A 23,158-nucleotide genomic window follows, 5' to 3' on the forward strand; every position below is an offset into this window, starting at 1 on the left:
GGACCGGCAGGCATGGCACGGCTTCGCATCATTCCGCGCCTGGACATCAAGGGCCCTAACCTGATCAAGGGCATCCGCCTCGAGGGCCTGCGCGTCGTCGGGGACCCGCACGCGTTCGCGTTGGACTACTACCGGCAGGGCGCCGACGAACTCGTGTTCATGGACATCGTTGCCAGCCTCTATCAGCGCAACAACCTCAGCGACATCATCAGCCGTGCGGCCAACCAGGTCTATATCCCGATCACCGTGGGTGGCGGCATTCGCTCTCTCGACGACGTAAACACCATGTTGCGCTCGGGCGCAGACAAGGTGGCCATCAACACCGCCGCGATCGCACGGCCCGCGCTCATCACCGAAGTGTCCAAGCGGTACGGGGCGCAATGCATGGTGCTCTCGGTTGAGGCCAAGAAGAGCGGTCCTGGACGCTGGGAGGCATATACGGACAACGGGCGGGAGCACACTGGCCTGGACGTGGTCGAGTGGATCGTCAAGGCCGTTGACTTGGGCGCAGGTGAGGTATTGCTGACGGCGGTGGACCAGGAGGGAACCCGCAAGGGCCTGGATATCGCCTTGTTGCGCGCCGTCACGTCGCGCGTGGATGTGCCCGTGATCGCAAGCGGTGGCTTTGCCGAGGCTGTGGAACTGAAGACGGCTGCCGAGGCGGGCGCCTCTGGCGTGGCCGTTGCCGATGCCCTGCACTGGAAGCGCACCACCGTGCCGGCGCTCAAGCACCAGGCTGCCGATATGGGGCTGGACGTGCGGCTATGAACGCCCGGCATGTGATGGTGATCGACTACGGCATCGGGAACCTGCTCAATGTTGTCCGTGCCCTCGAGCATTGCGGCGCCGAGGTCCGGGTGGTGGACCAGGCCCATCAGGTCGAGGAGCTGCCCGATCGCATGGTCCTGCCCGGCGTCGGCGCATTCATTGACGGAATGGTGGAGCTGCGGGCGCGTGGATTCGACGAGCTGGTCAAGCGCTACACGGACACGGGCCGACCTTTCCTGGGTATCTGCGTAGGCGCGCAAATGCTCTTCGACATCGGTGAGGAGTTTGGCGACCACGCCGGGCTGGGCCTGATCCCTGGACGCGTGCAGCCGGTGCCTTCGCTCGATGCCGATGGGAAGCGGCACAGCATCCCGCATATCGGCTGGAGCCGGCTGGAAAGGCCCGCCGCGCGCGAAACGTGGCAGGGGACGATCCTTTCCCGAATGCGGCCGGGCCAACCCGTGTACTTTGTCCATTCTTTCGCGCCCGTGCCCACCGAGGAAGCACACCGGCTTGCCGATACCTTCTATGGCGGCGTGCGCATTTGCGCGGCGGTTGCCCGCGACAACATCTACGGCTGCCAGTTCCACCCGGAGCGCAGCGCGGAACACGGGCTGGGTGTGCTTGCCGACTTCCTGGAGTTGTGATGGCATTTCGCGTGCTGGTCACCGGACGCGGTTCGATCGCCAAGCGCCACACGGAGCATCTGCGAGCGCTCTCGCCCGGCGTGGTGGTGGCCGTGATTTCGCGCACCGGGACGGTCGACGAATCCTTCGAGCCTTGTGAGGTGTTCGCGGACATGGCGCGGGGGCTCCGTTGGAAACCCGATGCCGTGGTGATCGCCAGTGTTTCGAGCCGCCATGCCGATGAGCTCGACGCCTGTCTGCAGGGGGGGCTGCCATGCCTGGTCGAAAAACCCATTGTCATTGCGCGGCAGCAACTCGTCAGATTGCGCGCGTCCGCCGCGGCCGCGCCTGCACCGCTGGCGGTGCAGGTGGGCTGTAACCTGCGCCATTTGCCCGCGCTTGCGCGGCTCAGGCAGATTCTCGCCTCGGGCACGCTCGGCAGGCTCGTGCGTGCCCAACTCGAGGTCGGGCAGGATCTGACCCAATGGCGGCCGGGCCGGGGACTCGCGGGGTCGTACAGCGCCGATTCCGCCCAGGGCGGCGGCGTGGTGTTCGACCTGGTCCACGAAATCGACATGGCCGTCTGGCTGCTGGGCCCGTTGCAGGTGAAAGCCGCGATCGGCGGTCATCTTTCGTCCCTGCCCGTTTCATGCGATGACGTTCACACGGCATTGCTGGTGGGGCCTGGCGCGGCGCCGGTTGTGGTGGCGCTGGACTATGTGTCCCAGCGGCCGGTGCGGCGCTATTCCTTCGTGGCCGAACGTGGGTCGATCGTGTGCGACCTGATCGCGCGGGAGATCACGGTGGCGGATCGCGCCGGCGTCCATAGCATCACGAGTGACGCCACCGATTTCGACGTCGCCGGCACGTACCGGTCCCAGATGGCCGATTGGCTGGCCGCGGTACAGTATCCGCAACGCCCGCTGGTGTCGCCCCTGTCCGAGGCTTTCGAGGCCGCTGAGCTGATGCTGGCCATGAAGGAGGCGACATGAAAATCATCAGTATCTGCGCCCGCGGCGGTTCCCAGGGGGTGCCCGGCAAGAACATCCGGCTGTTGTGCGGCAAGCCACTCATCGCATGGACGATCGAGCAGGCTTTCGCGAGCCGTGTGGCAGATCGCGTCCTGGTATCCACCGACAGCGAGCAAATCGCCGAGGTGGCCCGTCGCTATGGCGCCGAGGTTCCTTTCCTGCGGCCAGCCGTGCTCGCGACGGCATCCGCGGGGAAGCTGCCTGCCATTCTCCACCTGGTCGAGTGGATTGAGGCGCGGACCGGGCCGGTGTCGCGCATCATTGATCTCGACCCGACCTCACCGCTGCGAGAGGTGGCGGACATCCGGGCCTGCGACGCGCTGCTGGGCGACGACGCAGACCTGGTCATCACCGGCTACGAATCCGAGAAGAATCCCTACTTCAACATGGTGGAGCAAAAGCCTGACGGCTCCTTCGAGCGCGTCTGTCTCCCCGGCCGCGAGGTGTTGAGTCGCCAGTCGGCTCCCAAGGTCTACGCAATGAATGCCAGCATCTACGCATGGCACCGCCGCAGCCTGAGCGAGTCGCTGTGGAATTGCGGACGCATTGCGCTTCACGTGATGCCGCGCGAGCGATCAATCGACATCGACCACCCGGTGGATTTCGATATGGTGGAATTGCTCATGAAAAAGAAGGGCCAATCATGACCGACCCATTCAGGCTTCAGGACAAGGTCGTGGTGCTGACCGGTGCTGCCGGGATCATCGGAACTGAGGTCGTTCGCAGCTTCCTGGAGGCCGGCGCGCGCGTCTTCGCCATCGATCGGAACAAGGCCCTGCTGCAGCAAAAACTCGGACCCGAAAGTGCCTCGTTTTTGCACTGCGCGGCCGACGTGTCCGACCGCGAATCGCTTCTGCGCGCGCGTTCGCAGCTCGATGCCCGGTGGGGAACGGCCGACGTATTGCTGAACAACGCCGCGGCGAAGTCGGCTAACTTCTTCGAACCTTTCGAGACGTTCCCGCTGGAAGACTGGAACGAAGTAATGGGTGTCAATCTCACCGGCGCGATGCTGGCGGCGCAGGTCTTCGGCTCACCCATGGCCGAGCGCGGCCAGGGCAGCATCGTCAATACCTTGTCGATCTACGGCATCGTGGCGCCGGACCAGCGCATCTACGAAGGGTCCATGTACTTGGGCCGTCCGATCAACACGCCGGCGGTCTACGGTGCGAGCAAGGCCGGTCTCTGGGGACTGACGAAGTACCTGGCGAGTTATTGGGGACATCGGGGTGTGCGCGTCAACGCGGTCACCCCGGGCGGTGTTTCCAGCGGACAAAACGATGTCTTCATGGAGAACTATTCCAGCCGGGTGCCCCTGGGCCGAATGGCCGAGGTAAGCGAGATCGCCCAGGCGATGCGCTACCTGGCGAGCGACGCTTCCAAGTATGTGACCGGGCACAACCTGGTCGTGGATGGCGGCTGGACGGCATGGTAGCTGCAACATCCCCCGTGTTCGTGATCGCGGAAGCCGGAGTCAACCACAACGGCGACCTCGGCATGGCCTTGCGGCTTTGCGATGCCGCGCGGGCCAGTGGTGCGGACGCGGTCAAATTCCAGACCTTCCGCGCCCAGGACCTGGTGGTGCCCGGCGCGCCGACCGCCGCATACCAGGAGCGGCAGACCGGTCACCAGGACCAGTTCGCGATGCTGCAGCAGCTGGAGCTTTCCCAAGCCCAGCACGAAATCATCCAGGCGCACTGCGCCGCAATCGGCATCGAATTCTTCTCGACGCCCTTTTCCGTGGACGCCGTGGACATGCTCGTTCGCCTTGGCGTGCAACGGCTCAAGCTTTCATCGGGCGAGCTCACCCACCGCGTGCTGGTCGAGCGCGCTGCGGCGGCGCAGCTGCCCTTGCTGGTGTCCACGGGCATGGCCACGATGGACGAGATTCGGGAGGCACTGGACTGGATAGCGGCTGCCCGGGGAGGGCTGGCCGCGGTCACGGTGCTTCACTGCACCTCGGCTTATCCCGCCCCCGACGAAATCCTCAACCTGAAAGCCATCCAGTCGATGGCGCGCGACCTCGGGATCGCGGTGGGCTACTCCGACCACAGTCTGGGCATCGAGGCAGCGCTCGCCGCCGTGGCGCTGGGCGCGTCGGTCATAGAAAAGCACCTGACGCTCGACTGCGACCTTCCGGGGCCCGACCACAGCGCATCCCTCGAGCCTGCGGAGTTCGAGCAAATGGTCAAGGGAATTCGCCGGGTGAGCGCGATGCTGGGCACGGGCGTCAAAGCGCCCACCGGCGAGGAGCTCGACACGGCGCGCGTGGCGCGGCGCAGCATCGTCGCGGCCAAGGATATTGCTGCCGGGTCGCGCATCGGTGAAGGCATGTTGACCTGCCGGCGCCCCGCAACCGGGATCGCGCCGCGCGAACTGCCGGGCATCGTCGGCCGCTCGGCCAGTGTCGCCATACCCGCAGGCACCGTGCTGCAGTGGGACCACCTGGAAGGCGGGCAGGGGCAATGAGTGCCGTTGCGCCCCGGCGGCTGCTCTATCTGAGCGGAACCCGCGCCGACTTCGGCCTTATGAGGGGCACGTTGCAACGCATTGCGGCGGCGCCTGGTGTGAGCCTGCAGGTGGCGGTCACCGGCATGCACCTGAGCGAGGAGCACGGCAACACAGTCGAGGAAATCCGTGCCGCCGGACTGCCCATTTGCGCGGAGATTGCGCTGGACATGAGCACGGGCACCGCCAGTGGCATGGCACTGGCGCTCGCCGATTGCCTGCGAGGTGTGACGCAATTGCTGTCGCGCGAGCGCCCGGACTTTCTGCTTTTGCTGGGAGACCGTGGCGAGATGCTGGCAGGCGCGATCGCAGCCCTTCACGTCGGTGTTCCCTCCGTGCATATTCACGGTGGCGAGCGCTCGGGGACGGTGGACGAGCCGGTGCGGCACGCCATCAGCAAGCTCAGTAGCTACCATTTTGTGGCGACAGCGCAGTCGCGCGACCGCCTCTTGCGAATGGGCGAGGACGAATCGCGCATCTTCGTCACAGGAGCACCCGGGCTCGACGGCTTGAGCGAGTTGGGCGCGGTAAACAGGGCCGATTGCTTGGCTGGCCTGGGCCTTGCCGGCACCGGGCCCTTCATCATGGCGGTATTTCATCCGGTAGTGCAGCAGGCCGGGCAGGCGCATGCGCAGGCGGTGGCGCTATTGCAGGCCTTGCAGCACATCGGCCTGCCGGTGGTCTGGGTGGCGCCGAACGCCGATGCGGGTTCCCGCGAGATCGTCGCGGCTCTCGATGAAAGCCCTTTGCCTGCAGGTTCGCAGCGCCTTCGTCATGCGCCGCGCCCGCTGTTCGCCGCGGCCTTGCGCCATTGCGAAGTGCTGATCGGCAATTCCTCGGCGGGCATCATCGAAGCCGCGACCTTCGGCACGCCCGTGGTCAACGTCGGTGACCGGCAGCGCCTGCGCGAGCGCACCCCCAACATCATCGACGTGCCGGCGGAGCGCGACGCCATAGAGGCGGGCCTGCGTGCGGCGCTGGGTCATGGCCGGTGGCCGTGTGACAATCCGTGGGGCGACGGCCATGCGGGCGAACGGATCGCTTCGTTGCTCGCCACCCTGCCGGCCGGCCCGCAACTTCTGGAAAAGGTAAACAGTTATTGAACCCGAGGGCGTTTCCGCCGTGTCGAGCTTGCTGATATTTGGCGCCGGCGGCCACGGCCGTGTGGTGGCGGATGCGGCGTTGCGCGCAGCAAAGTGGTCACTGGTGTTCGCCAGCGATCGCGATCCTGTCCGCTGCAGCGGCGAGTTGCTGGCGGGCGTCGCCTTGCGGCCGGCCGACGCGGCGTTGGCCGCTGCGGCAGCGGTTCACGTGGCCATCGGCAGCGCCGCCAGCCGCGAAAGGGAAGTGGCGGCCCTGCCCCCGGGCGTGCTGGCCACCGTGGTTCATCCGCAATCCAGTGTGTCCGCGCACGCCAGTGTGTCGCCCGGCTGCTTCGTGGCGGCCCAGGCCGTCGTTGCGCCGCTTGCCATCCTGGGCCGCTCGGTCATCCTCAACCACGGCGCCGTGGTGGATCATGACGCGAGCGTCGGTGATTTCTCGCATGTTGCCCCGCTTGCCGCACTGGGTGGCGGGGTGAAAGTAGGGCGCCGCGTGCTGATCGGAAGCGGCGCCCGCGTCTTGCCGGGCCTTCGCATCGCCGACGACGTGGTGGTGGGCGCCGGCGCCGTCGTTTGCACCCATTTGGACGAAGCGGGCGTGTATGCCGGTGTTCCCGCAAGGAGACTGAGATGACCGCCGATGAATTCGCGGCAATGTGCGTGCCGGCCAGCTGTACGCTGGGGCAGGCGTTGCTCGCGTTGAATGAGACGGGGCGCGGCATGCTGCTGGTGCTGCACCCCGACGGGCGGCTGCGGCGCACGCTGACCGATGGCGACCTGCGCCGCGCCGCGCTTCAGCATATGAAGGACACGGCAGCGGTTGCCGAACTGCCCGAGCAAGCCCCCATCACCATCGGAACCGACGCTACCCTCGCGCGCGTGGTGGCGCTGCTCGACCAGCATCAGATCGATCATCTGCCGGTGGTGGACGCGACGGGGCGGGCAGTGGACGTCATGCTCCGGCGCGAGCTCTCGCAGCGCATCTGGCTCTCGTCGCCCCACCTGGGCGACGAGGAAACCGCATTCGTCGAGGACGCCTTCAAGACCAACTGGATCGCGCCACTGGGCCCGCACGTCGATGGGTTCGAACAGGAGCTGGCGGCGCATGTCGGTGTGGGCCACGGGGCGGCCGTGAGTTCGGGCACGGCCGCGATCCACCTGTCGCTCCTGCTGCTTGGCGTGCAGCCGGGCGACACGGTGTTCTGCTCGTCGCTCACCTTCGTGGGCAGCTGCAATCCCATCCTGTATTGCGGTGCGCGGCCCGTCTTCATCGACTGCGATCCACAGACCTGGAACATGTCGCCGACCGCGCTGGAGCGGGCATTCGAGTGGGCGCGGCGCGAGGGGCGCCTGCCCAAGTGCGTCATCGTCGTGAACCTCTACGGCCAAAGCGCCGACATGGACGCCTTGCTGCCGCTATGCGAGCGCTATGGCGTGCCGGTGCTGGAAGACGCTGCGGAATCGCTGGGCGCGCGGTACAAGGGCCGCGCCAGCGGCAGCTTCGGCAAGATCGGCGTGTACTCGTTCAACGGCAACAAGATCATCACCACCTCGGGCGGCGGCATGCTGGTGGCCGACGACCCGGCCGTGGTGCAACGCGCCCGCAAACTCGCGACGCAGGCGCGCGAGAACGCGGCGCACTACGAGCATGTGGAGATCGGCTTCAACTACCGCATGAGCAACGTGCTGGCGGGCATAGGCCGGGGCCAGCTGCGGGTGCTCGAGCAACGCGTGTCGCAGCGCCGCCAGGTCTTCGAGACGTATCGCGAAGCCCTTGCCGACCAGCCGCAGGTGAGCTGGATGCCCGAGCCCCCGGGCTATCGCTCCACCCGCTGGCTGACTTGCTTCACCTTGCAGGGAGCCAACGCCGGGCAAAGGCGGGACCTGGTGCTGCGCTCGCTGGAACGCCATTCGATAGAGGCGCGGCCCGTCTGGAAGCCGATGCACCAGCAGCCACTCTTTCACGGCGCGCCGTATTTCGCGCACGACAGCGGCGACGTTTGCGCGGGCTTGTTCGAGGCCGGCATCTGCCTGCCCTCGGGATCCAACCTTACCGCGCCGCAGCAGGCGCGCGTGATCGAGCAATTGCGCCGTGCGCTCGCGCTCGCCGAGGACGGGCGTGCGGCTGCCTAGAAAACCCGCGGTTCTGCTGGTAGTCGATCTGGTGCTGGTCCTGCTGGCAGGATGGGCCGCGTTCTGGCTGCGATTCAATTTCGACATTCCGGACGAGTTCAACCGCCTGGCGCTGATGGCAAGTCCGTGGAGCCTCTTCGGCTACGCGGCGGGCCTGACGTTCGCGCGCGTGTATCGGCAGGTATGGAGCTATATAGGCCTCCCGGAGCTGCGTCAGCTGGCCGCCGGCATCATGCTGGGCGGCCTGCTCACGGCCGCGGCAGTGCTGATGCTGCGCATGCCCGCCTTCCCGCGGTCGGTCCTGCTGCTGCAACCGCTGATCGCGCTCGTGCTCATGGGCGCGGCGAGGGCCGGCTGGCGCACGCTTTCCGAGCACCGGACGCTGGGACAAAGCGGCGGGCGGCGCCTGATCATCGCGGGCCGGATTCAGGACGCGTCGGATGCTCTGCGGGCGCTCAAGGGTTCGCAGCAATGGCACCCCGTCGGCATCGTGTCGCCGGAAGCCGCCGAAGTGGGCCGTTCGATGCAGAACGTCAGGGTCCTGGGCCAGACGGCGGCCCTGGCCGACATCTGCGCCGCCGCGCAGGCCGAGGCCGCACTGATTGCCAGCCCCGCCGGCTCGGCTGAGCGGCACCAGGTGCTCATGAGCGCCGCCGGCTCGCGCGTGGCGTTGCTGACCATGCCCCGCCCCGACGAATGGCTCAAGACCGAGAGCACGGGGCCACGCCGGATCGAGCTGGAAGATCTGCTCGGGCGCACACCTGTGCAATTGGACGAAGCAGGCCTGGCCGAATTGCTGTCGGGGCAGACCGTGCTGGTCACGGGTGCCGGCGGCTCGATAGGCTCGGAGCTGTGCCGCCAGGTGGCGCGCTTCGGTGTTGGGCACCTGGTCTGCGTGGACGTGTCCGAGTTCGCGATCTACCAGCTCGAGCAGGAACTGCGCGCAGCCCATCCGCAGATGCGTGGCTCCTACTACACGGCCAATGTCCGCGAAATCGAGCGGCTGCGGGCGATCGCGCTGAAGCACCGGCCGGCCGTGGTGTTGCATGCCGCGGCCTACAAGCACGTCCCGTTGATGGAAGAACTCAACGAGATAGAGGCGCTGCGCACCAACGTGCAGGGCACGCTGCATTCGGCGCGCGTGGCCGGGGAGTGCGGCGCGCGGCGCTTCGTCATGATTTCCACCGACAAGGCGGTGAACCCGACCAACGTGATGGGCGCGAGCAAGCGGTTGGCCGAGCTCATGGTGCAAGGCGCGGCAGCCGAGTTTCCGGGCACGCAGTACGTCTCGGTGCGCTTTGGCAATGTGCTGGGGTCGAGCGGCTCGGTCGTTCCCCTGTTCACCTCACAGATCGCCCGTGGTGGACCGGTGACCGTGACCCATCCGGAGATCGTGCGCTTTTTCATGACGATCCCGGAAGCGGCGCAGCTGGTGTTGCAAGCCGGGCTGATGGGACGCTCGGGTCAGATCTTCGTGCTGGACATGGGCGAGCCCGTCAAGATCGTCGATTTGGCGCGCATGCTGATTCGCCTGTCCGGCAAGACCGAGCAGGAAATCCCCATCAGCTATACCGGCCTGCGCCCCGGCGAAAAACTGTTCGAGGAACTGCTCGCCGACGACGAGACGACGGAGCCCACGCCGCATCCCAAGCTGCGTGTGGCCAAGACGGCGGGACAGTCGTCTGATATCGAGGCGGTGATGCGGTGGATCGGCGATGCCGGCCCCGCGCCGGCGGGCGATGGTCTTCGCCATTGGCTGCGCAGCCAGGTGCCGGAGTACGCGCCGCGCTAGTTCGCGATGCCCGTGCGGGCCAGCACGTCGCTGACAAGCTCCAGACGCACCAGGGGATTGTCCAGTTCCATCAGGCGCTGCTTGAGCTGCGGCGACAGGGGGAGCAGCTCGCACCAGCGGTTGGCCACCCAGCCGCAATCGTCCAGGCGCCAGGGGCCCTGCAACGGCATCTGGCCCGGGGCGTCGACCTTTTCCTGCAGCGAGTGAATCAGCCTTCCCAAGGCGGTGGCGGTGATCTTGAGGTCGTCCGGGATGGGCACGGCCATGTCGGCGGGCAGCCGCTCCACGTCGGCGATCCACAGGCCATGCTTGAGCTGGTCGCTGGCGGTGATTCGAAAGCGCTGCGCGCCGTTGGCGCGGATCATCATGAGGCCGGGGCGCGGGTTCTCGACTTCGCTGATGGTCGCCAGCGTGCCGACGCCGGCGAACGCCTCCTTGCTGCCTGGATGCCGGACCTCGGAGCCCTGCGTCAGCAGGACGACGCCGAATGGTGCGCCGGCCTTGTGGCAGCGTCCGATCATGTCCAGGTAGCGCACCTCGAAAATGCGCAGCTGCAGCACGCCACCCGGGAACAGCACAGCGCCCAGGGGGAACAGCGGAAGGGACTGCAGGGTGAGGGCTGACGGCATCGGTTTCGCTCTTCTGGCCGCTATCATCCCACGACCGACTTACCCGCGCTATGGCCTACCAAATCATTTCCTTCCTTCTCGATGTTGCGGCCGGCCTGCTGGGCGGGGCTTGCCTGCTGCGGCTGTACATGCAATACCAGCGCATCCCGTTCGGCAACCCGGTAGGTCGTTTCGTGTTTGCGCTCACTGACTGGCTGATCCTGCCGTTGCGCCGAATCCTGCCCGCCATGGGACGCTGGGACACGGCCAGCCTTGTAAGCGTGTACCTGATCGAGCTGGCCCAGTTCTGCCTGCTATGGCTGTTGATGGGCCGGGTGGGTGGCTTGCAGCTGCTGCCCATCCTGGCGGTGTTCGGCGTGTTGCGGCTGGTGATCTCGGGCCTGACCGGCCTGGTGATCGTCTATGCGATCCTGTCGTGGGTCCAGGCCGACTCGCCCATCGTCGACGTGATCGAACGCCTCTGCGCGCCGCTGCTGCGCCCCTGGCGCCGGCTGATCCCGCTGGTGGGCGGCATCGACCTGTCGCCGCTGGCCTTCCTGGTGGCGCTGCAGGTGGCCGCCATCATGCTGGCCTACCTGCAAGGCGCCGTGCTGCGTTAGTCGACGGCGTCGGCGGGCTGGCGCTGCAGCATGGCAAGTGCATGCGCCACGGTCTTGCGCAGCTCGCGCCGGTCGCAAATGAAATCGACCGCGCCCTTGGTCTGCAGGAATTCGGCGCGCTGGAAGCCTTCGGGCAAGGTCACCCGCACGGTGGATTCGATCACACGCGGCCCGGCGAAACCGATCAGCGCCTTGGGCTCGGCAATCACCACGTCGCCCACGAAGGCGAATCCCGCGCTCACCCCGCCCATGGTGGGGTCCGTCAGCACGCTGATGTAAGGCAGGCCCTTCTTGGCCAGGCGGGTCAGCGCCGCATTGGTCTTGGCCATCTGCATCAGCGACAGCAGGCCTTCCTGCATGCGGGCGCCTCCAGTGGCGGTGAAGCACACGAAGGGCACTTTCTGCTCGACTGCGGCTTCGACGCCGCGCACGAAGCGTTCGCCCACCACGCTGCCCATGCTGCCACCCATGAAATCGAACTCGAAGGCGGCCGCGACCAGGCTGATGCTGTGCACCGCGCCGCCCATGACCACCAGGGCGTCGGTCTCGCCGGTGTTCTCCAGCGCTTCCTTGAGCCGCTCGGGATAGCGCCGGCTGTCCTTGAATTTGAGTGCGTCAACCGGGAGCACTTCCTGGCCCAGCTCGTAGCGGCCCTCGGCATCGAGGAAGCCGTTGAGGCGCCCGCGCGCGCCTATGCGGTGGTGATGGCTGCAGGTGGGACAGACGTTCTGGTTTTGTTCCAGGTCGGTCTTGTACAGCACGGTCTCGCAGCTGGGACACTTGACCCACAGGCCTTCCGGGACCTGGCGCCGGTCGGCCGGGTCGGTTTGCTGGATCTTGGGCGGAAGCAGTTTTTCTAGCCAGCTCATAGCGCGGGAACTCCTTGGAGGGACATCATTATGCGTCGAGTGCGGATCGGATCCCGCGCAGGAAATCGGCCACGGTGGCGACGGCTTGATCGCGCGGCTGCGTTTCCAGCAGCTGGATGATCTTGGTGCCGATCACCACGGCATCGGCGACTTTGCCGATGGCCTTCGCGGTGGCGGCGTCGCGGATGCCGAAGCCGACGCCGACGGGGATGTTCACATGGCGGCGAATGCGCGGCAGCGCCTGTTCCACCGCATCGGTGTCCAGGTGCCCGGCGCCTGTGACGCCCTTGAGCGAGACGTAGTAAACATAGCCGCTCGCCACCCGGGCGACCTGCCGCATGCGTTCATCGGTGCTGGTGGGGGCCAAAAGGAAGATCAGGTCGAGGTTACTGGCCTTGAGCTTCGCGGCGAATTCCTCGCACTCTTCGGGTGGGTAGTCCACCACCAGGATGCCGTCCACTCCGGATTCGGCAGCGTCGCGAATGAAGGTGTCCTTGCCGTGGACCAGGTCGTAGCGCTCGACCGGATTGGCGTAGCCCATCAGCACCATCGGCGTCGTGCTGTCCTTGGCGCGGAAAGTCTTCACCATCGCCAGCACCTGGACCATGCCGATGCCCAGGGCCAGCGCTTTTTCGCCGGCTTTCTGGATCACCGGGCCATCGGCCATGGGGTCGGAAAACGGCACCCCCAGTTCGATGACGTCGGCCCCGGCGGCAACCATGCCGTGCATCAGCTCGGGCGTGATGTCGGCAAACGGAAAGCCGGCGGTGACATAGGGGATGAGCGCCTTGCGGCCTGCGCTTTTCAGGGATGCAAACTTGGCGGCGAGGCGGCTCATGACTTGCCGCCTTTCACCTGCAAACCGCGCATGGAAGGGCGGTCGTAGAAGTCCACGCCGGCCAGGTCGGCCACCGTTCCGATGTCCTTGTCGCCGCGGCCGGACAGGTTGACCAGGATCTTCTGCTCGGGCTTCATGGTCGCCGCCAGCTTCATCGCGTAGGCAATCGCATGGCTGGACTCGAGCGCCGGAATGATGCCTTCAGTGCGGCACAGGTAGTGGAAGGCCTCCAGCGCTTCCTTGTCGGTGATGCCGACGTATTCGGCCCGCCCGATGTCCTTGAGCCAGGCGTGTTCCGGGCCGACGCCAGGGTAGTCCAGGCCGGCGCTGACGCTGTGCGTCTCGGTGATCTGGCCGTTCTCGTCCTGCAGGATGTAGGTGCGGTTGCCATGCAGCACACCGGGGCTGCCGCGCTGCAGCGAGGCCGAATGCTTGCCGCTTTCCAGGCCTTCACCGGCGGCTTCCACGCCGATCAGGCGGGTCTTTTCGTGGGGGATGTAGGGGTAGAAGATACCCATCGCATTGCTGCCGCCGCCGACGCAGGCAACCACCACGTCGGGTTGGCCGCCGGTCATCTCGGGCATTTGGGTGAGGCACTCGTTGCCGATAACCGTCTGGAAGTCCCGCACCATCATGGGATAAGGGTGGGGCCCCGCCACGGTGCCGATGATGTAGAACGTGTTTTCGACGTTGGTCACCCAGTCGCGCATGGCCTCGTTGAGTGCGTCCTTGAGGGTCCTGCTGCCGGATTCGACCGGAACCACCGTGGCGCCCAGCAGGTTCATGCGGTAGACGTTGGGGCTTTGGCGCTTGACGTCCTCGCTGCCCATATAGACCACGCATTCCAGGCCGTAGCGCGCGCAGATCGTGGCGGTGGCAACGCCGTGCTGCCCGGCGCCCGTTTCCGCGATCACGCGGGGTTTGCCCATGCGCTTGGCCAGCAATGCCTGGCCGATCACGTTGTTGATCTTGTGGGCGCCTGTGTGGTTCAAGTCTTCGCGCTTGAGGTAGATCTGCGCGCCGCCCTGTTCGCGGCTGGTGCGCGCGGCGTGGTAGATCGGGGAAGGGCGGCCGACGAAGTGGGCCAGCTCGTAGCGGAATTCCTCCAGGAACTCCGGGTCATGCTGGTACTTGGCGTAGGCCTCGCGCAGTTCGCTGATGGCGTGGGTCAGCGTTTCGCTGACGAAGCTGCCGCCGTAGATTCCGAAGTGGCCCGTCGGGTCGGGTTGTTGATAGGAGGGCATGAAAATCTCAGGCAAGTAGCGCGTCGGCGGCACGCACCGCCGCGACGAACCGATTGATCTTTTCGGGGTCCTTGATTCCCTTGGAAATCTCGACGCCCGAGCTCACATCGACGGCCAGCGTCTTACAGCGCGGCCGCACCTGCACGATGCCATCGGTCACGTTTGCAGGCGTCAATCCACCAGACAAAACGAGGTGACAGTTGACGCTTGGTGGAAGACGTGACCAATTGAATGCTTTCCCGGCGCCCCCGTATCCCTCGACATGGGCGTCGAGCAGGATCGCCTGGGCGCTGGCGTAATCGGAAGCGAATTTTAGCAAGTCGAACGGGGAGTCATCCAGCGGGATGCGCGCGGCCCGTATGAACGGGCGCCGGCCGCCGGCGGTCGCCTCCAGGCATTGCTCGGGCGTTTCGTCCCCATGGAACTGGACGGCTGCGCCGGGCACGCGGTCGCATGCAGCCATGACCTGGGCTGCCGGCGCATTGACGAACAGCAGCACGGGCGTGACAAACGGCGGCAAGCGCCGGGCCAGCTCGGCAGCCCGAACGGGCAAAATGAAGCGCGGACTTTTGTCGTACATGACGAACCCCACGGCGTCGGCTCCGGCGGCCACGGCGGCGTCCACGTCCTGTTCGCGCGTCAGGCCGCAGATCTTGATTCGTGTCCGGGTGGCAACGCTCATGGCAACCAATCATACGCAGCCGTACGGCTGGGCAGGTTCCATTCGGGAGCGTAGACAGGCCCCAGAAAATACAGCCCATCGGGTGAAAAGGTGGGTGCCGCCGCGTCCCGATCGCGGGCCTCCAGCACCTGGCCCATCCATTCAGGCACCTGGTGGCCCTGGCCGATCTGAAGAATGCAACCCATGATGTTGCGGATCATGTGGTGCAGGAAGGCATCCGCCTGGAATTCAAAGCGCCAATAGGCGCCGCGGCGGCTGATTTCCACCCGTGAGATGGTCTTGACGGGCGACTTGGCCTGGCAGGCGGATGCGCGAAACGATGTGAAGTCGTGTTGCCCGACCAACATAGACGCTGCTTTTTGCATGGCACTGTCGTCCAGCGGGCGAAACACCCATCCCACTCGCCCGGCGTCCACGCTGGGCCTCACTGGGGATTCCAGCACCACGTAGGCATAGCGCCGGGCCGTTGCGCAGGCGCGCGAGTGGAAGGCGTCGGGGACGGGCCGGGCCCATTGGACGGCGATGTCGGGGGGCAGGAAGCGGTTGGTGCCGCGCATCCAGGAGAATTCTTCCCGGTGCAAGGCCGTGTCGAAGTGCACCACCTGCATCAGTCCGTGCACGCCGGCATCGGTACGTCCGGCGCATACCGTGGAGACCGGCTGGGCGGCGAATTGGGTGAGGGCGTGTTCCAGCCGGTCCTGGACGGTGCGCCCCGAAGGCTGGCTTTGCCAGCCTTCGTAAGCTTGTCCGTTGTAGCTGATGCCTAGAGCCAGCCTCATTGGCGGGCCTTCAGGATGCCCCGGTCAGCTGATTTCCGCGAGAAATCGCTGGGCTCGGTTCTTGAGATCGCCCGAGGCCTCGGCCAGGACTTCCTGGGCCAAGCTGCGTGCGCCGTCCGGGTCCCCGATGGCGTTGAACTCTTCAGCCAGCGCCAACTTGGTGGCCAGCGGGTCGCCGCTCGAATCCTCGTAGTCCGCGGAGATGAGGGTCGCACCCTGGGTGCTCACGGGTGCCTCGTCCGCGTCAGATTGGCGGACAGCCGGCGCCGGATTCCCGGGAAGGTCCAGGGACAGTGCGCCCAGGTCGAATTCGATCATGCCCGCGTCGGCAACCGGCGCGGCTACGGCCGCCGGGGCGGCAGACGCGGCGGCTTTCGGAGGCTCGGCAGTGAAGCTCAGGCTGTTCGGGTCGAGGGTGAGGTCGGGTGCATCCAGGCGAACCGGATCCGGCTGCGAAGCGAGCGCTACAGGCGCGGTGGGTGAGCCGAAGTCCATGTCCAGGCTGGGAACGGGCTGCGTGGCAGCGGCGTTCAGGTTCACGATGGGCTGCGTCGCAGCGTGCGTGGGAGCAGGTGCCGCAGGCTCGTCGTCGTCGAGCGAAAAATCAAGGTCGAGGTCCAGATCGGTGACTGCCGGTGCAGCAGCTGGCACTACCGGAGTCGGCGTCGTGGCGCCGAAGCTGCCGACCGCTGCGGCCGCCGTTGCAGCAGCTGCCTTGCCCGCCGAGGAGCCGGTGGCGCCTGAGGTAGGTTGGCCGCCAGCCCTATACAGCGAATTGGCGGCATCCAGTTCCTGGCCCAACTCGCAGATGTGTTCCCAATCGGGGCCCTCGCCGCGAGTCAGCCCGTAGGCCTCGGTGGCGACCAGTTCGAACGCCTTGGCATCGCGGCGCTTCGAATAGATCTCGAGCAGCTTGCTATGGATGGCGACGCGTTGCGGCGTCGTACGCATCGCTTCCTTCAGGATTTCCTCGGCCTGCAGGTCGCGCCCGTAAGCCAGGTACACATCGGCCTCGGCCACCGGATCGACGTCGCCGGCGGCGTCGAGCTGGCTCGGCGAGTAGACCAGGGAGGAGCCTGTGGCGCCGCCTTCATTGGTATCGATGCGCTGGCCGCCGCTGGCGCCGAAGAACGAATCGGGCTGCAGGCGGCTTTCCAGGAAAGAGCTGTCGACCTGGTTGGACTTCTTGCGCTGCTGAGCGCGATAGAAACCAAAGCCCAGCAACAAGGCCAGGATGCCGCCAATGCTGGCGGGAACGATGGGATTTTCCAGCAGGTCCTCGACCAGCGTGGTTTCGGCCGGCGCTGCAGGCGCCGGTGCGGCTTTTGCGGCGGAAGCGGCCGCAGTGGCTACGGGTGCAGCCGTGGCCGCGCTGGCGGCGGCGCTCGCGGGCGATGCGGCGCTTGTCGCCGCCTCGCCCATCGGCGCGGAAGCCGGCTCTGTGGCGGGGGCAATTGCCGCAGGCGTGGATGCAGACAGTGCGGGAGTGGAGGCTGCCGCGATGGCTGCCGGGGCCACAACTGTGGCCGCGACCGGTGCGCTGGCTGCGACTGTGATGGCGGGTGCCGTCACAGGCTTGGCCGCGCTCGCGGGCCCTATGGGCAGGGCCACGCCGGACTTGGCGGCGCTCGCGCTGCCGGAAGACGCTGGAGCGGTGGCAACGCCGAGCTTGTTCAGGTCGCTAATGTTCTTGTCGAGTTCAGCCACCCGGGTGGCGGCGTCCTGGGCAGCTCGTTCGCGGGCGATCTTGTCCTCGGCCGCCTTGCCTTGCACGGCGCCCTTGGACAGCGTGAGCTTGTCGGGTGTGGGCGCGGCAGCCTTTTTCTCTTCGACTTGGGCTGTGACCTTGCCGGACACCTGGCGATCGGGGGCGGCGATGCCGGTGGCGGGCAGCCCTTCGGCAAGGCGACGGCGGAATTCGTTGAAGTCGCGGCTCTGGGCAATGATCGATTGCTTGGCCTCGCCCGAAGGCACGAGGCCGGCCTGCTCTTCCGTCGGAACGTCCAGCACTGCGCCGGACTTCAGGCGGTTGACGTTGCCGCCGATGAAGGCTTCGGGGTTGGCCCGCAGCAAGGCCACGAGCATCTGGTCGAGCGACACGCTGGCCGCCTTGTTCGCCGCTGCGATCTTGCCGGCGGTGTCTCCGGCTTGCACGGTGACCTGCTTGCCATCACCCGATGGTTGCTTGGCCTCGACGGCTTCGCGTGCCGGGGCGGGGGTTGCGCGTGCAGCCGGAGCAACGGGTGCGCGAGTCGAGGGTGCGGCGGTAGCGGGTGCCGGGGTGCCCGGCCGCGCCCTTTGCGAAGGCGCAGTAGGAGGAACCTGTGCCGCGAGCGGTGGCGCGCTCTGGCGCAGGCTCGGCGGGTCGAACAGCAGCGTGTAATCACGCACGATGCGGCCTGAGGACCAGTTGGTCTCCAGGATCAGGTCGACAAATGGGTCGTTGACGGGGCGCTGGCTCGAAAGCCGCAGGTAAGGGCGGCCGTTGGCGCGTCTCTCGATGGTGATCGAGACGCTGCTGAGCGCCGGGTTGTACTCGAGGCCGGCGGCGCGAAACGCCTCGGGCGAGGCAATCGAGGTGCGCAGGCTTGCCAACTCTTCCGGATTGATCTCGGCGATGTCGATCTCGGCGTGCAGCGGCTCGCCAATGGCTGACTGCACGGTAAGCCGGCCCAAGCCAAGGGCATGGGCGTCCGTCGCCGAAATGCCCAACAGCACGGCCGTGGCAATTGCCAGGGCGGTTGCGCGCCAGTGCGGCTTTTCCATCGGTATTTGCGCCCCCATTGCTCGGTCTGCAGGCAACTTTTTTCTCATCATGCGAACAAACGCCTCGACACTGAATTTGCTAAAAAGGACCATAACATCAATGTCTTAGACTGACAAGCTGAGACAGCTTTTAACTTTGGGGCGGTCAATCCGAGCATGGTTACAGCCTGGGTCATGTGGTGATGTGGCAACGGCCTGTAACCAGAGATTACAGGCCGTCGACACGGAGAATTCGAATTATGCGTCGAGCAGGATGCGCAGCATTCTGCGCAGCGGTTCTGCTGCACCCCACAGCAGCTGGTCACCGATGGTGAAGGCGCCCAGGTATTCCGGACCCATCGCCAGCTTGCGGATGCGTCCAACCGGAATGTCCAGCGTGCCGGTCACGGCCACCGGGGTCAGGTCCTTCATCGTGGCCTCCCGATTGTTGGGCACTACTTTCACCCAGGCGTTGTCGTTGGCGATGAGCTGCTCGATGTCGGCCAGCGGCACGTCCTTGCGCAGCTTGAAGGTGAGGGCCTGGCTGTGGCAGCGCATGGCGCCCACGCGCACGCAAAAGCCGTCCACCGGGGTAGCCGGCGTGCCGAAGCCTTCGCCCTGGCCGAGGATCTTGTTGGTTTCGGCGCCGGCTTTCCACTCTTCCCGGGAAACGCCGTTGCCCAGGTCCTTGTCGATCCAGGGGATGAGCGAGCCGCCCAGGGGCACGCCGAAGTTCTCGGTTTCGGCGGACGACATGCCTTGCTGGCGGGCCAGCACCTTACGGTCGATCTCCAGGATGGCCGACTTGGGGTCGTCCAGCAAAGACCTGACTTCAGCGTTGAGCGTGCCGAACTGAGTGAGCAGCTCGCGCATGTGCTGGGCGCCGCCGCCGGACGCAGCCTGGTAGGTCATGCTGCTCATCCATTCCACCAGCCCGGCCTTGTACAGCGCGCCCACGCCCATCAGCATGCAGCTGACGGTGCAGTTGCCGCCAATCCAGTTCTTGCCGCCCTTGGACAGGGCGTTCTTGATGACGGGCAGGTTGACCGGGTCGAGGACGATGACGGCGTCTTCCTTCATCCGCAGCGTGGAGGCCGCGTCGATCCAGTGGCCGTTCCAGCCGGCCGCACGCAGCTTGGGGAACACCTCGCCGGTGTAGTCGCCGCCCTGGGCGGTGATGACGATGTCGCACTTTTTCAGGGACTCGATATCGAACGCGTCCTTGAGCCGCGTCTCGTTCTTCGCCTGTGCCGGGCCCTTGCCGCCGGCGTTGGACGTCGAGAAGAACATCGGCTCGATCAGGGCGAAATCGCCCTCGGCCTGCATGCGGTCCATGAGGACGGAGCCGACCATGCCGCGCCAGCCCACCAGGCCGACCAGCGGTTGTTGTCCGTTCGAGAGTTTCATTTCATCGCCCTTTCAAAAGTTATCTGTAAACCTTTTGTCCCCCGGCTCGTTCGGGCCGGGGAGGGGCGCGACGAACCGGAGCTGTTAGCCCTTGGTGGTCTTTTTCGTAATGGCCGCGACGACCGCGTCGCCCATTTCGCGCGTGCCGATTTTCTTCGTGCCGTCAGAGTAGATGTCCGCCGTGCGCAGGCCCAGGGCGAGCACGTCCTTCACCGCGGACTCGATGCGGTCGGCGGCTCGGGGCTGGTTGAGAGAAAAGCGGAGCATCATGGCAGCAGACAATATTGTAGCCAAAGGATTTGCAATTCCCTTGCCGGCGATGTCGGGTGCGCTACCGTGGCTGGGTTCGTACAAGCCCTGGTTCGAGGCGTTCAGGCTGGCGGAGGGCAGCATCCCGATCGATCCGGTGAGCATCGCGGCCTCGTCCGACAGGATGTCGCCGAACATGTTGCCGGTGACCACCACGTCGAATTTCTTGGGCGCCTTGACCAGCTGCATCGCCGCGTTGTCCACGTACATGTGGTCCAGCGCCACGTCGGGATACTGCTTGCCGATCTCGGTGACCACGTCTTTCCACAGCTGGAAGGTTTCCAGCACGTTGGCCTTGTCCACGCTGGTGACGCGCTTGCTGCGCTTGCGTGCCGCCTGGAAGGCGACGTGGGCGATGCGTTCGATCTCGGGGCGCGAGTAGCGCATGGTGTCGAAGGCTTCCTCGCTGCCGGGGAAGTGGCCGTCCACCGCAGTGCGGCGGCCGCGCGGGGCGCCGAAGTAGATGTCGCCCGTCAGCTCGCGGATGATGAGGATGTCCAGGCCGGCGATCAGTTCGGGCTTCAGGCTGGAGGCATCGACCAGCTGCTCGTAGCAGATCGCGGGGCGGAAGTTGGCGAACAGGCCCAGGTTCTTGCGCAGGCCCAGGATGGCCTGCTCGGGGCGCAGCGGGCGGTCCAGCTTGTCGTATTTCCAGTCGCCGACGGCGCCGAACAGCACGGCGTCGGCCTCCTTGGCGAGCTTGAGGGTGGCTTCCGGCAGCGGATGGCCGTTGGCCTCGTAAGCGGCGCCGCCCACCAGGGCGGTTTCCATCTCGAACTTCAGGTCGAGGACATTGAGCACCTTGACGGCCTCGGCCACGATCTCGGTGCCGATGCCGTCACCCGGCAGAACTGCGATTTTCATTTTTGTGCGAGCCTTAGCGGCTGAGGGTGTGGGCGAGCCAGGGCTTCTTGGCCAGGCGTTCGGCTTCGAAGGCCTTGATCTTGTCGGCCTGGCGCAAGGTCAGGCCGATGTCGTCGAAGCCGTTGGTCAGGCAGAACTTGCGGAAAGGCTGGACGTCGAAAGCCAGCTCTTCGCCCTGCGGCTTGACGATGACCTGGCGCTCGAGATCGATGGTGAGCTGGTAGCCCGGGAAGGCCAGCGCTTCGTTGAAGAGCGCAGCGACCTGCAACTCGGACAAGACGATCGGCAGCAGGCCGTTCTTGAAGCAGTTGTTGAAGAAGATATCGGCGAAGCTGGGCGCGATGATGGCGCGAAAGCCGTACTGGTCGAGCGCCCAGGGCGCGTGCTCGCGCGACGAGCCGCAGCCGAAGTTCTTGCGCGCCAGCAGAATGGACGCACCCTTGTAGCGCGGCTGGTTCAGCACGAAGTCGGGATTCGGCTTGCGACTGGCCGGGTCCTGGCCGGGCTCGCCCGGGTCCAGGTAGCGCCAGGCATCGAACAGGTTCACGCCGAAACCGGTCTTGCGGATCGACTTGAGGAACTGCTTGGGGATGATCGCGTCGGTGTCGACGTTCTCACGGTCCATCGGGGCGACGAGCCCCTTGTGTACGGTGAATTTCTGCATTATTTGCGCGACGCCTTATCTTCGATCTTGTCGCCGACTTTCTGGACATCCTGGCCGAGGCCGCGAAAGGTATTGCAGCCGGCCAGGGCCAGGGCGAAGGACAGGGCGAGCAGGGTGGCGATGGTTTTCATGGTGTTTTCCTTTTTTAAGAAAATTGACGAACGTCGACGAAATGACCGTGCACCGCTGCCGCGGCTGCCATGGCGGGGCTGACCAGGTGCGTGCGGCCGCCCGCGCCCTGGCGGCCCTCGAAATTGCGGTTGCTGGTGGAAGCGCAACGCTCGCCCGGCTCCAGCCGGTCGGCATTCATGGCCAGGCACATCGAGCAGCCGGGCTCGCGCCATTCGAAGCCTGCCGCCTTGAAGATCTCGTGCAGGCCTTCGCGCTCGGCCTGGTCCTTCACCAGGCCGGAGCCGGGCACCACCATCGCCAGCTTGACGTTCTTCGCGACCTTCTGGCCCAGCTTCTTGACCACCGCGGCGGCTTCACGCATGTCCTCGATGCGGCTATTGGTGCAGGAGCCGATGAAAACTTTGTCCACGTAGATATCGCTCAGCGCCTTGCCGGGCTTCAGGCCCATGTAGTTCAGGGCGCGTTCGATGGCGTCGCGCTTGCTCGGGTCTTTTTCCTTGTCGGGATCGGGTACTCGGCCATCCACGCCCAGCACCATCTCGGGCGAGGTGCCCCAGGTAACCTGGGGAATGATGGCGCCCGCGTCGAGTTCGACCACGGTGTCGAACTTTGCGTCCGAGTCGGAGTGCAGGGTCCTCCAGTAGTCGACCGCCTGCTCCCACTCAAGGCCCGTGGGGGCCAGCGGACGGCCCTTGACGTACTCGATGGTTTTCTCGTCCACGGCCACCAGCCCGGCGCGTGCGCCGGCTTCGATGGCCATGTTGCAGACCGTCATGCGGCCTTCCATGCTGAGCGAGCGGATGGCCGACCCGGCGAACTCTATCGTGTAGCCGGTGCCGCCGGCCGTGCCGATGCGGCCGATGATGGCCAGCACGATGTCCTTGGCAGTGACGCCGCGCGCCAGCTTGCCGTCGACCTTGATCAGCAAGTTCTTGGCCTTCTTCGCCAGCAAGGTCTGTGTCGCCATCACATGCTCCACCTCGCTGGTGCCGATGCCGTGCGCCAGCGCGCCGAAAGCGCCGTGGGTGGATGTGTGCGAGTCGCCGCAGACCACGGTCATGCCCGGCAGCGTGGCGCCCTGCTCGGGGCCGATCACGTGGACGATGCCCTGGCGCTTGGACAGGAAAGGGAAGTAGGCGGCCGAGCCGAATTCGCCGATGTTCTTGTCCAGGGTGGTGATCTGCTCCTTGCTGATCGGATCGGTGATGCCGTCGTAGCCACGCTCCCATCCGGTGGTGGGGGTGTTGTGATCGGCGGTCGCCACGATGGAGCTCACGCGCCAGACTTTGCGGCCCGTCTCGCGCAGGCCCTCGAACGCCTGCGGGCTGGTCACTTCGTGGACCAGGTGGCGGTCGATATAGAGGATGGCGGTGCCGTCGTCCTCGGTGTGGACGACATGCTCGTCCCAGATCTTGTCGTACAGAGTTCTGCCCATGAGGTAC

23 protein-coding genes are annotated in these 23,158 nt (G+C 66.0%); 11 read left to right on the forward strand and 12 right to left on the reverse strand.

Going from position 1 to position 23,158, the window contains the following annotated elements; translation table 11 throughout:
* The first annotated feature begins 12 nt into the window (after positions 1-12).
* Genes hisF through HNE04_RS11355 form a run of 10 tightly spaced genes read left to right on the forward strand, consistent with a single transcriptional unit; the run spans position 13 to position 9,955 of the window.
* Positions 13-768 (forward strand): imidazole glycerol phosphate synthase subunit HisF, encoded by a 756-nt coding sequence (gene hisF, locus HNE04_RS11310; protein WP_172218875.1) that lies wholly within the window; start codon positions 13-15, stop codon positions 766-768.
* Positions 765-1,415, forward strand: coding sequence for an imidazole glycerol phosphate synthase subunit HisH (gene hisH, locus HNE04_RS11315; RefSeq protein WP_172218876.1), 651 nt, complete (start codon positions 765-767; stop codon positions 1,413-1,415). The genes hisF and hisH overlap by 4 nt, the downstream gene beginning before the upstream one ends.
* The gene (locus HNE04_RS11320) at positions 1,415-2,386 is read left to right on the forward strand and encodes a Gfo/Idh/MocA family protein (protein WP_172218877.1); all 972 of its coding nucleotides are present in this window, start codon (positions 1,415-1,417) and stop codon (positions 2,384-2,386) included. Before hisH ends, HNE04_RS11320 begins: the two co-directional genes overlap by 1 nt.
* The gene (locus HNE04_RS11325; RefSeq protein ID WP_172218878.1) at positions 2,383-3,072 is read left to right on the forward strand and encodes an acylneuraminate cytidylyltransferase family protein; all 690 of its coding nucleotides are present in this window, start codon (positions 2,383-2,385) and stop codon (positions 3,070-3,072) included. The genes HNE04_RS11320 and HNE04_RS11325 overlap by 4 nt, the downstream gene beginning before the upstream one ends.
* Complete coding sequence (locus HNE04_RS11330) at positions 3,069-3,857, forward strand: SDR family oxidoreductase (RefSeq protein ID WP_172218879.1); 789 nt, start codon at positions 3,069-3,071, stop codon at positions 3,855-3,857. The genes HNE04_RS11325 and HNE04_RS11330 overlap by 4 nt, the downstream gene beginning before the upstream one ends.
* Positions 3,851-4,891, forward strand: a complete 1,041-nt coding sequence (gene neuB, locus HNE04_RS11335) for an N-acetylneuraminate synthase (protein ID WP_172218880.1) — start codon at positions 3,851-3,853, stop codon at positions 4,889-4,891. The genes HNE04_RS11330 and neuB overlap by 7 nt, the downstream gene beginning before the upstream one ends.
* Complete coding sequence (neuC, locus tag HNE04_RS11340; protein WP_172218881.1) at positions 4,888-6,033, forward strand: UDP-N-acetylglucosamine 2-epimerase; 1,146 nt, start codon at positions 4,888-4,890, stop codon at positions 6,031-6,033. The genes neuB and neuC overlap by 4 nt, the downstream gene beginning before the upstream one ends.
* Before the next feature lie 19 nt (positions 6,034-6,052).
* Positions 6,053-6,664, forward strand: coding sequence for a NeuD/PglB/VioB family sugar acetyltransferase (locus tag HNE04_RS11345; protein ID WP_328700310.1), 612 nt, complete (start codon positions 6,053-6,055; stop codon positions 6,662-6,664).
* The gene (locus HNE04_RS11350) at positions 6,661-8,163 is read left to right on the forward strand and encodes an aminotransferase class I/II-fold pyridoxal phosphate-dependent enzyme (protein WP_172218882.1); all 1,503 of its coding nucleotides are present in this window, start codon (positions 6,661-6,663) and stop codon (positions 8,161-8,163) included. Before HNE04_RS11345 ends, HNE04_RS11350 begins: the two co-directional genes overlap by 4 nt.
* The gene (locus HNE04_RS11355; RefSeq protein WP_172218883.1) at positions 8,150-9,955 is read left to right on the forward strand and encodes a polysaccharide biosynthesis protein; all 1,806 of its coding nucleotides are present in this window, start codon (positions 8,150-8,152) and stop codon (positions 9,953-9,955) included. Before HNE04_RS11350 ends, HNE04_RS11355 begins: the two co-directional genes overlap by 14 nt.
* On the opposite strand, the gene HNE04_RS11360 is transcribed toward HNE04_RS11355, so the two are convergent.
* A complete protein-coding gene (locus tag HNE04_RS11360; RefSeq protein WP_172218885.1) occupies positions 9,952-10,584 on the reverse strand; it encodes an LON peptidase substrate-binding domain-containing protein in 633 nt (210 codons plus the stop codon). The two genes, HNE04_RS11355 and HNE04_RS11360, sit on opposite strands and share 4 nt — an antisense overlap.
* Before the next feature lie 50 nt (positions 10,585-10,634).
* Between HNE04_RS11360 and HNE04_RS11365 the strand changes: the two genes are divergently transcribed.
* Positions 10,635-11,183: a YggT family protein gene (locus tag HNE04_RS11365; protein ID WP_172218886.1), complete on the forward strand. Its 549-nt coding sequence runs from the start codon at positions 10,635-10,637 to the stop codon at positions 11,181-11,183.
* Here the strand turns inward: HNE04_RS11365 and accD are convergent.
* The 11 genes from accD to leuC all read right to left on the reverse strand — a co-directional run bounded on the left by accD (position 11,180) and on the right by leuC (position 23,151).
* Positions 11,180-12,052 carry an acetyl-CoA carboxylase, carboxyltransferase subunit beta gene (gene accD, locus HNE04_RS11370; protein ID WP_172218887.1) on the reverse strand — a complete coding sequence of 291 codons (873 nt, stop codon included), beginning with the start codon at positions 12,050-12,052 and terminating at the stop codon, positions 11,180-11,182. The genes HNE04_RS11365 and accD overlap by 4 nt on opposite strands.
* A 28-nt stretch (positions 12,053-12,080) precedes the next feature.
* Positions 12,081-12,890: a tryptophan synthase subunit alpha gene (gene trpA, locus HNE04_RS11375; RefSeq protein ID WP_172218888.1), complete on the reverse strand. Its 810-nt coding sequence runs from the start codon at positions 12,888-12,890 to the stop codon at positions 12,081-12,083.
* Entirely contained in the window at positions 12,887-14,134 is a 1,248-nt protein-coding gene (gene trpB, locus HNE04_RS11380; RefSeq protein ID WP_172218889.1) for a tryptophan synthase subunit beta, read from the reverse strand. Before trpB ends, trpA begins: the two co-directional genes overlap by 4 nt.
* 7 nt (positions 14,135-14,141) lie before the next feature.
* Positions 14,142-14,816, reverse strand: coding sequence for a phosphoribosylanthranilate isomerase (locus HNE04_RS11385; protein ID WP_172218890.1), 675 nt, complete (start codon positions 14,814-14,816; stop codon positions 14,142-14,144).
* Positions 14,813-15,595, reverse strand: coding sequence for a tRNA pseudouridine(38-40) synthase TruA (gene truA, locus HNE04_RS11390; protein WP_172218891.1), 783 nt, complete (start codon positions 15,593-15,595; stop codon positions 14,813-14,815). Before truA ends, HNE04_RS11385 begins: the two co-directional genes overlap by 4 nt.
* A gap of 24 nt (positions 15,596-15,619) precedes the next feature.
* Positions 15,620-18,361, reverse strand: coding sequence for a FimV/HubP family polar landmark protein (locus HNE04_RS11395; RefSeq protein WP_172218892.1), 2,742 nt, complete (start codon positions 18,359-18,361; stop codon positions 15,620-15,622).
* 237 nt (positions 18,362-18,598) lie between these two features.
* The gene (asd, locus tag HNE04_RS11400; protein WP_172218893.1) at positions 18,599-19,747 is read right to left on the reverse strand and encodes an aspartate-semialdehyde dehydrogenase; all 1,149 of its coding nucleotides are present in this window, start codon (positions 19,745-19,747) and stop codon (positions 18,599-18,601) included.
* 84 nt (positions 19,748-19,831) lie between these two features.
* On the reverse strand, positions 19,832-20,920 hold the full coding sequence (leuB, locus tag HNE04_RS11405) for a 3-isopropylmalate dehydrogenase (protein WP_172218894.1): 1,089 nt from the start codon (positions 20,918-20,920) through the stop codon (positions 19,832-19,834).
* Positions 20,921-20,933: 13 nt separating this feature from the next.
* Positions 20,934-21,584: a 3-isopropylmalate dehydratase small subunit gene (gene leuD / locus HNE04_RS11410; protein WP_172218895.1), complete on the reverse strand. Its 651-nt coding sequence runs from the start codon at positions 21,582-21,584 to the stop codon at positions 20,934-20,936.
* Positions 21,584-21,715 carry an entericidin A/B family lipoprotein gene (locus tag HNE04_RS11415; RefSeq protein ID WP_172218896.1) on the reverse strand — a complete coding sequence of 44 codons (132 nt, stop codon included), beginning with the start codon at positions 21,713-21,715 and terminating at the stop codon, positions 21,584-21,586. Before HNE04_RS11415 ends, leuD begins: the two co-directional genes overlap by 1 nt.
* Positions 21,716-21,729: 14 nt before the next feature.
* Complete coding sequence (gene leuC / locus HNE04_RS11420; protein WP_172218897.1) at positions 21,730-23,151, reverse strand: 3-isopropylmalate dehydratase large subunit; 1,422 nt, start codon at positions 23,149-23,151, stop codon at positions 21,730-21,732.
* Positions 23,152-23,158: the final 7 nt, after the last annotated feature.

This window comes from Caenimonas soli (genome assembly GCF_013155545.1).
GTDB lineage: Bacteria > Pseudomonadota > Gammaproteobacteria > Burkholderiales > Burkholderiaceae_C > Ramlibacter > Ramlibacter soli.

Coding starts and splice junctions, on each gene's coding strand:
- hisF (WP_172218875.1), top strand. CDS start 13: ATGGCACGGCTTCGCATCATTCCGCGCCTGGACATCAAGGGCCCTAAC.
- hisH (WP_172218876.1), top strand. CDS start 765: ATGAACGCCCGGCATGTGATGGTGATCGACTACGGCATCGGGAACCTG.
- HNE04_RS11320 (WP_172218877.1), top strand. CDS start 1,415: ATGGCATTTCGCGTGCTGGTCACCGGACGCGGTTCGATCGCCAAGCGC.
- HNE04_RS11325 (WP_172218878.1), top strand. CDS start 2,383: ATGAAAATCATCAGTATCTGCGCCCGCGGCGGTTCCCAGGGGGTGCCC.
- HNE04_RS11330 (WP_172218879.1), top strand. CDS start 3,069: ATGACCGACCCATTCAGGCTTCAGGACAAGGTCGTGGTGCTGACCGGT.
- neuB (WP_172218880.1), top strand. CDS start 3,851: ATGGTAGCTGCAACATCCCCCGTGTTCGTGATCGCGGAAGCCGGAGTC.
- neuC (WP_172218881.1), top strand. CDS start 4,888: ATGAGTGCCGTTGCGCCCCGGCGGCTGCTCTATCTGAGCGGAACCCGC.
- HNE04_RS11350 (WP_172218882.1), top strand. CDS start 6,661: ATGACCGCCGATGAATTCGCGGCAATGTGCGTGCCGGCCAGCTGTACG.
- HNE04_RS11360 (WP_172218885.1), bottom strand. CDS start 10,584: ATGCCGTCAGCCCTCACCCTGCAGTCCCTTCCGCTGTTCCCCCTGGGC.
- HNE04_RS11365 (WP_172218886.1), top strand. CDS start 10,635: ATGGCCTACCAAATCATTTCCTTCCTTCTCGATGTTGCGGCCGGCCTG.
- accD (WP_172218887.1), bottom strand. CDS start 12,052: ATGAGCTGGCTAGAAAAACTGCTTCCGCCCAAGATCCAGCAAACCGAC.
- trpA (WP_172218888.1), bottom strand. CDS start 12,890: ATGAGCCGCCTCGCCGCCAAGTTTGCATCCCTGAAAAGCGCAGGCCGC.
- trpB (WP_172218889.1), bottom strand. CDS start 14,134: ATGCCCTCCTATCAACAACCCGACCCGACGGGCCACTTCGGAATCTAC.
- HNE04_RS11385 (WP_172218890.1), bottom strand. CDS start 14,816: ATGAGCGTTGCCACCCGGACACGAATCAAGATCTGCGGCCTGACGCGC.
- truA (WP_172218891.1), bottom strand. CDS start 15,595: ATGAGGCTGGCTCTAGGCATCAGCTACAACGGACAAGCTTACGAAGGC.
- HNE04_RS11395 (WP_172218892.1), bottom strand. CDS start 18,361: ATGGAAAAGCCGCACTGGCGCGCAACCGCCCTGGCAATTGCCACGGCC.
- asd (WP_172218893.1), bottom strand. CDS start 19,747: ATGAAACTCTCGAACGGACAACAACCGCTGGTCGGCCTGGTGGGCTGG.
- leuB (WP_172218894.1), bottom strand. CDS start 20,920: ATGAAAATCGCAGTTCTGCCGGGTGACGGCATCGGCACCGAGATCGTG.
- leuD (WP_172218895.1), bottom strand. CDS start 21,584: ATGCAGAAATTCACCGTACACAAGGGGCTCGTCGCCCCGATGGACCGT.
- HNE04_RS11415 (WP_172218896.1), bottom strand. CDS start 21,715: ATGAAAACCATCGCCACCCTGCTCGCCCTGTCCTTCGCCCTGGCCCTG.
- leuC (WP_172218897.1), bottom strand. CDS start 23,151: ATGGGCAGAACTCTGTACGACAAGATCTGGGACGAGCATGTCGTCCAC.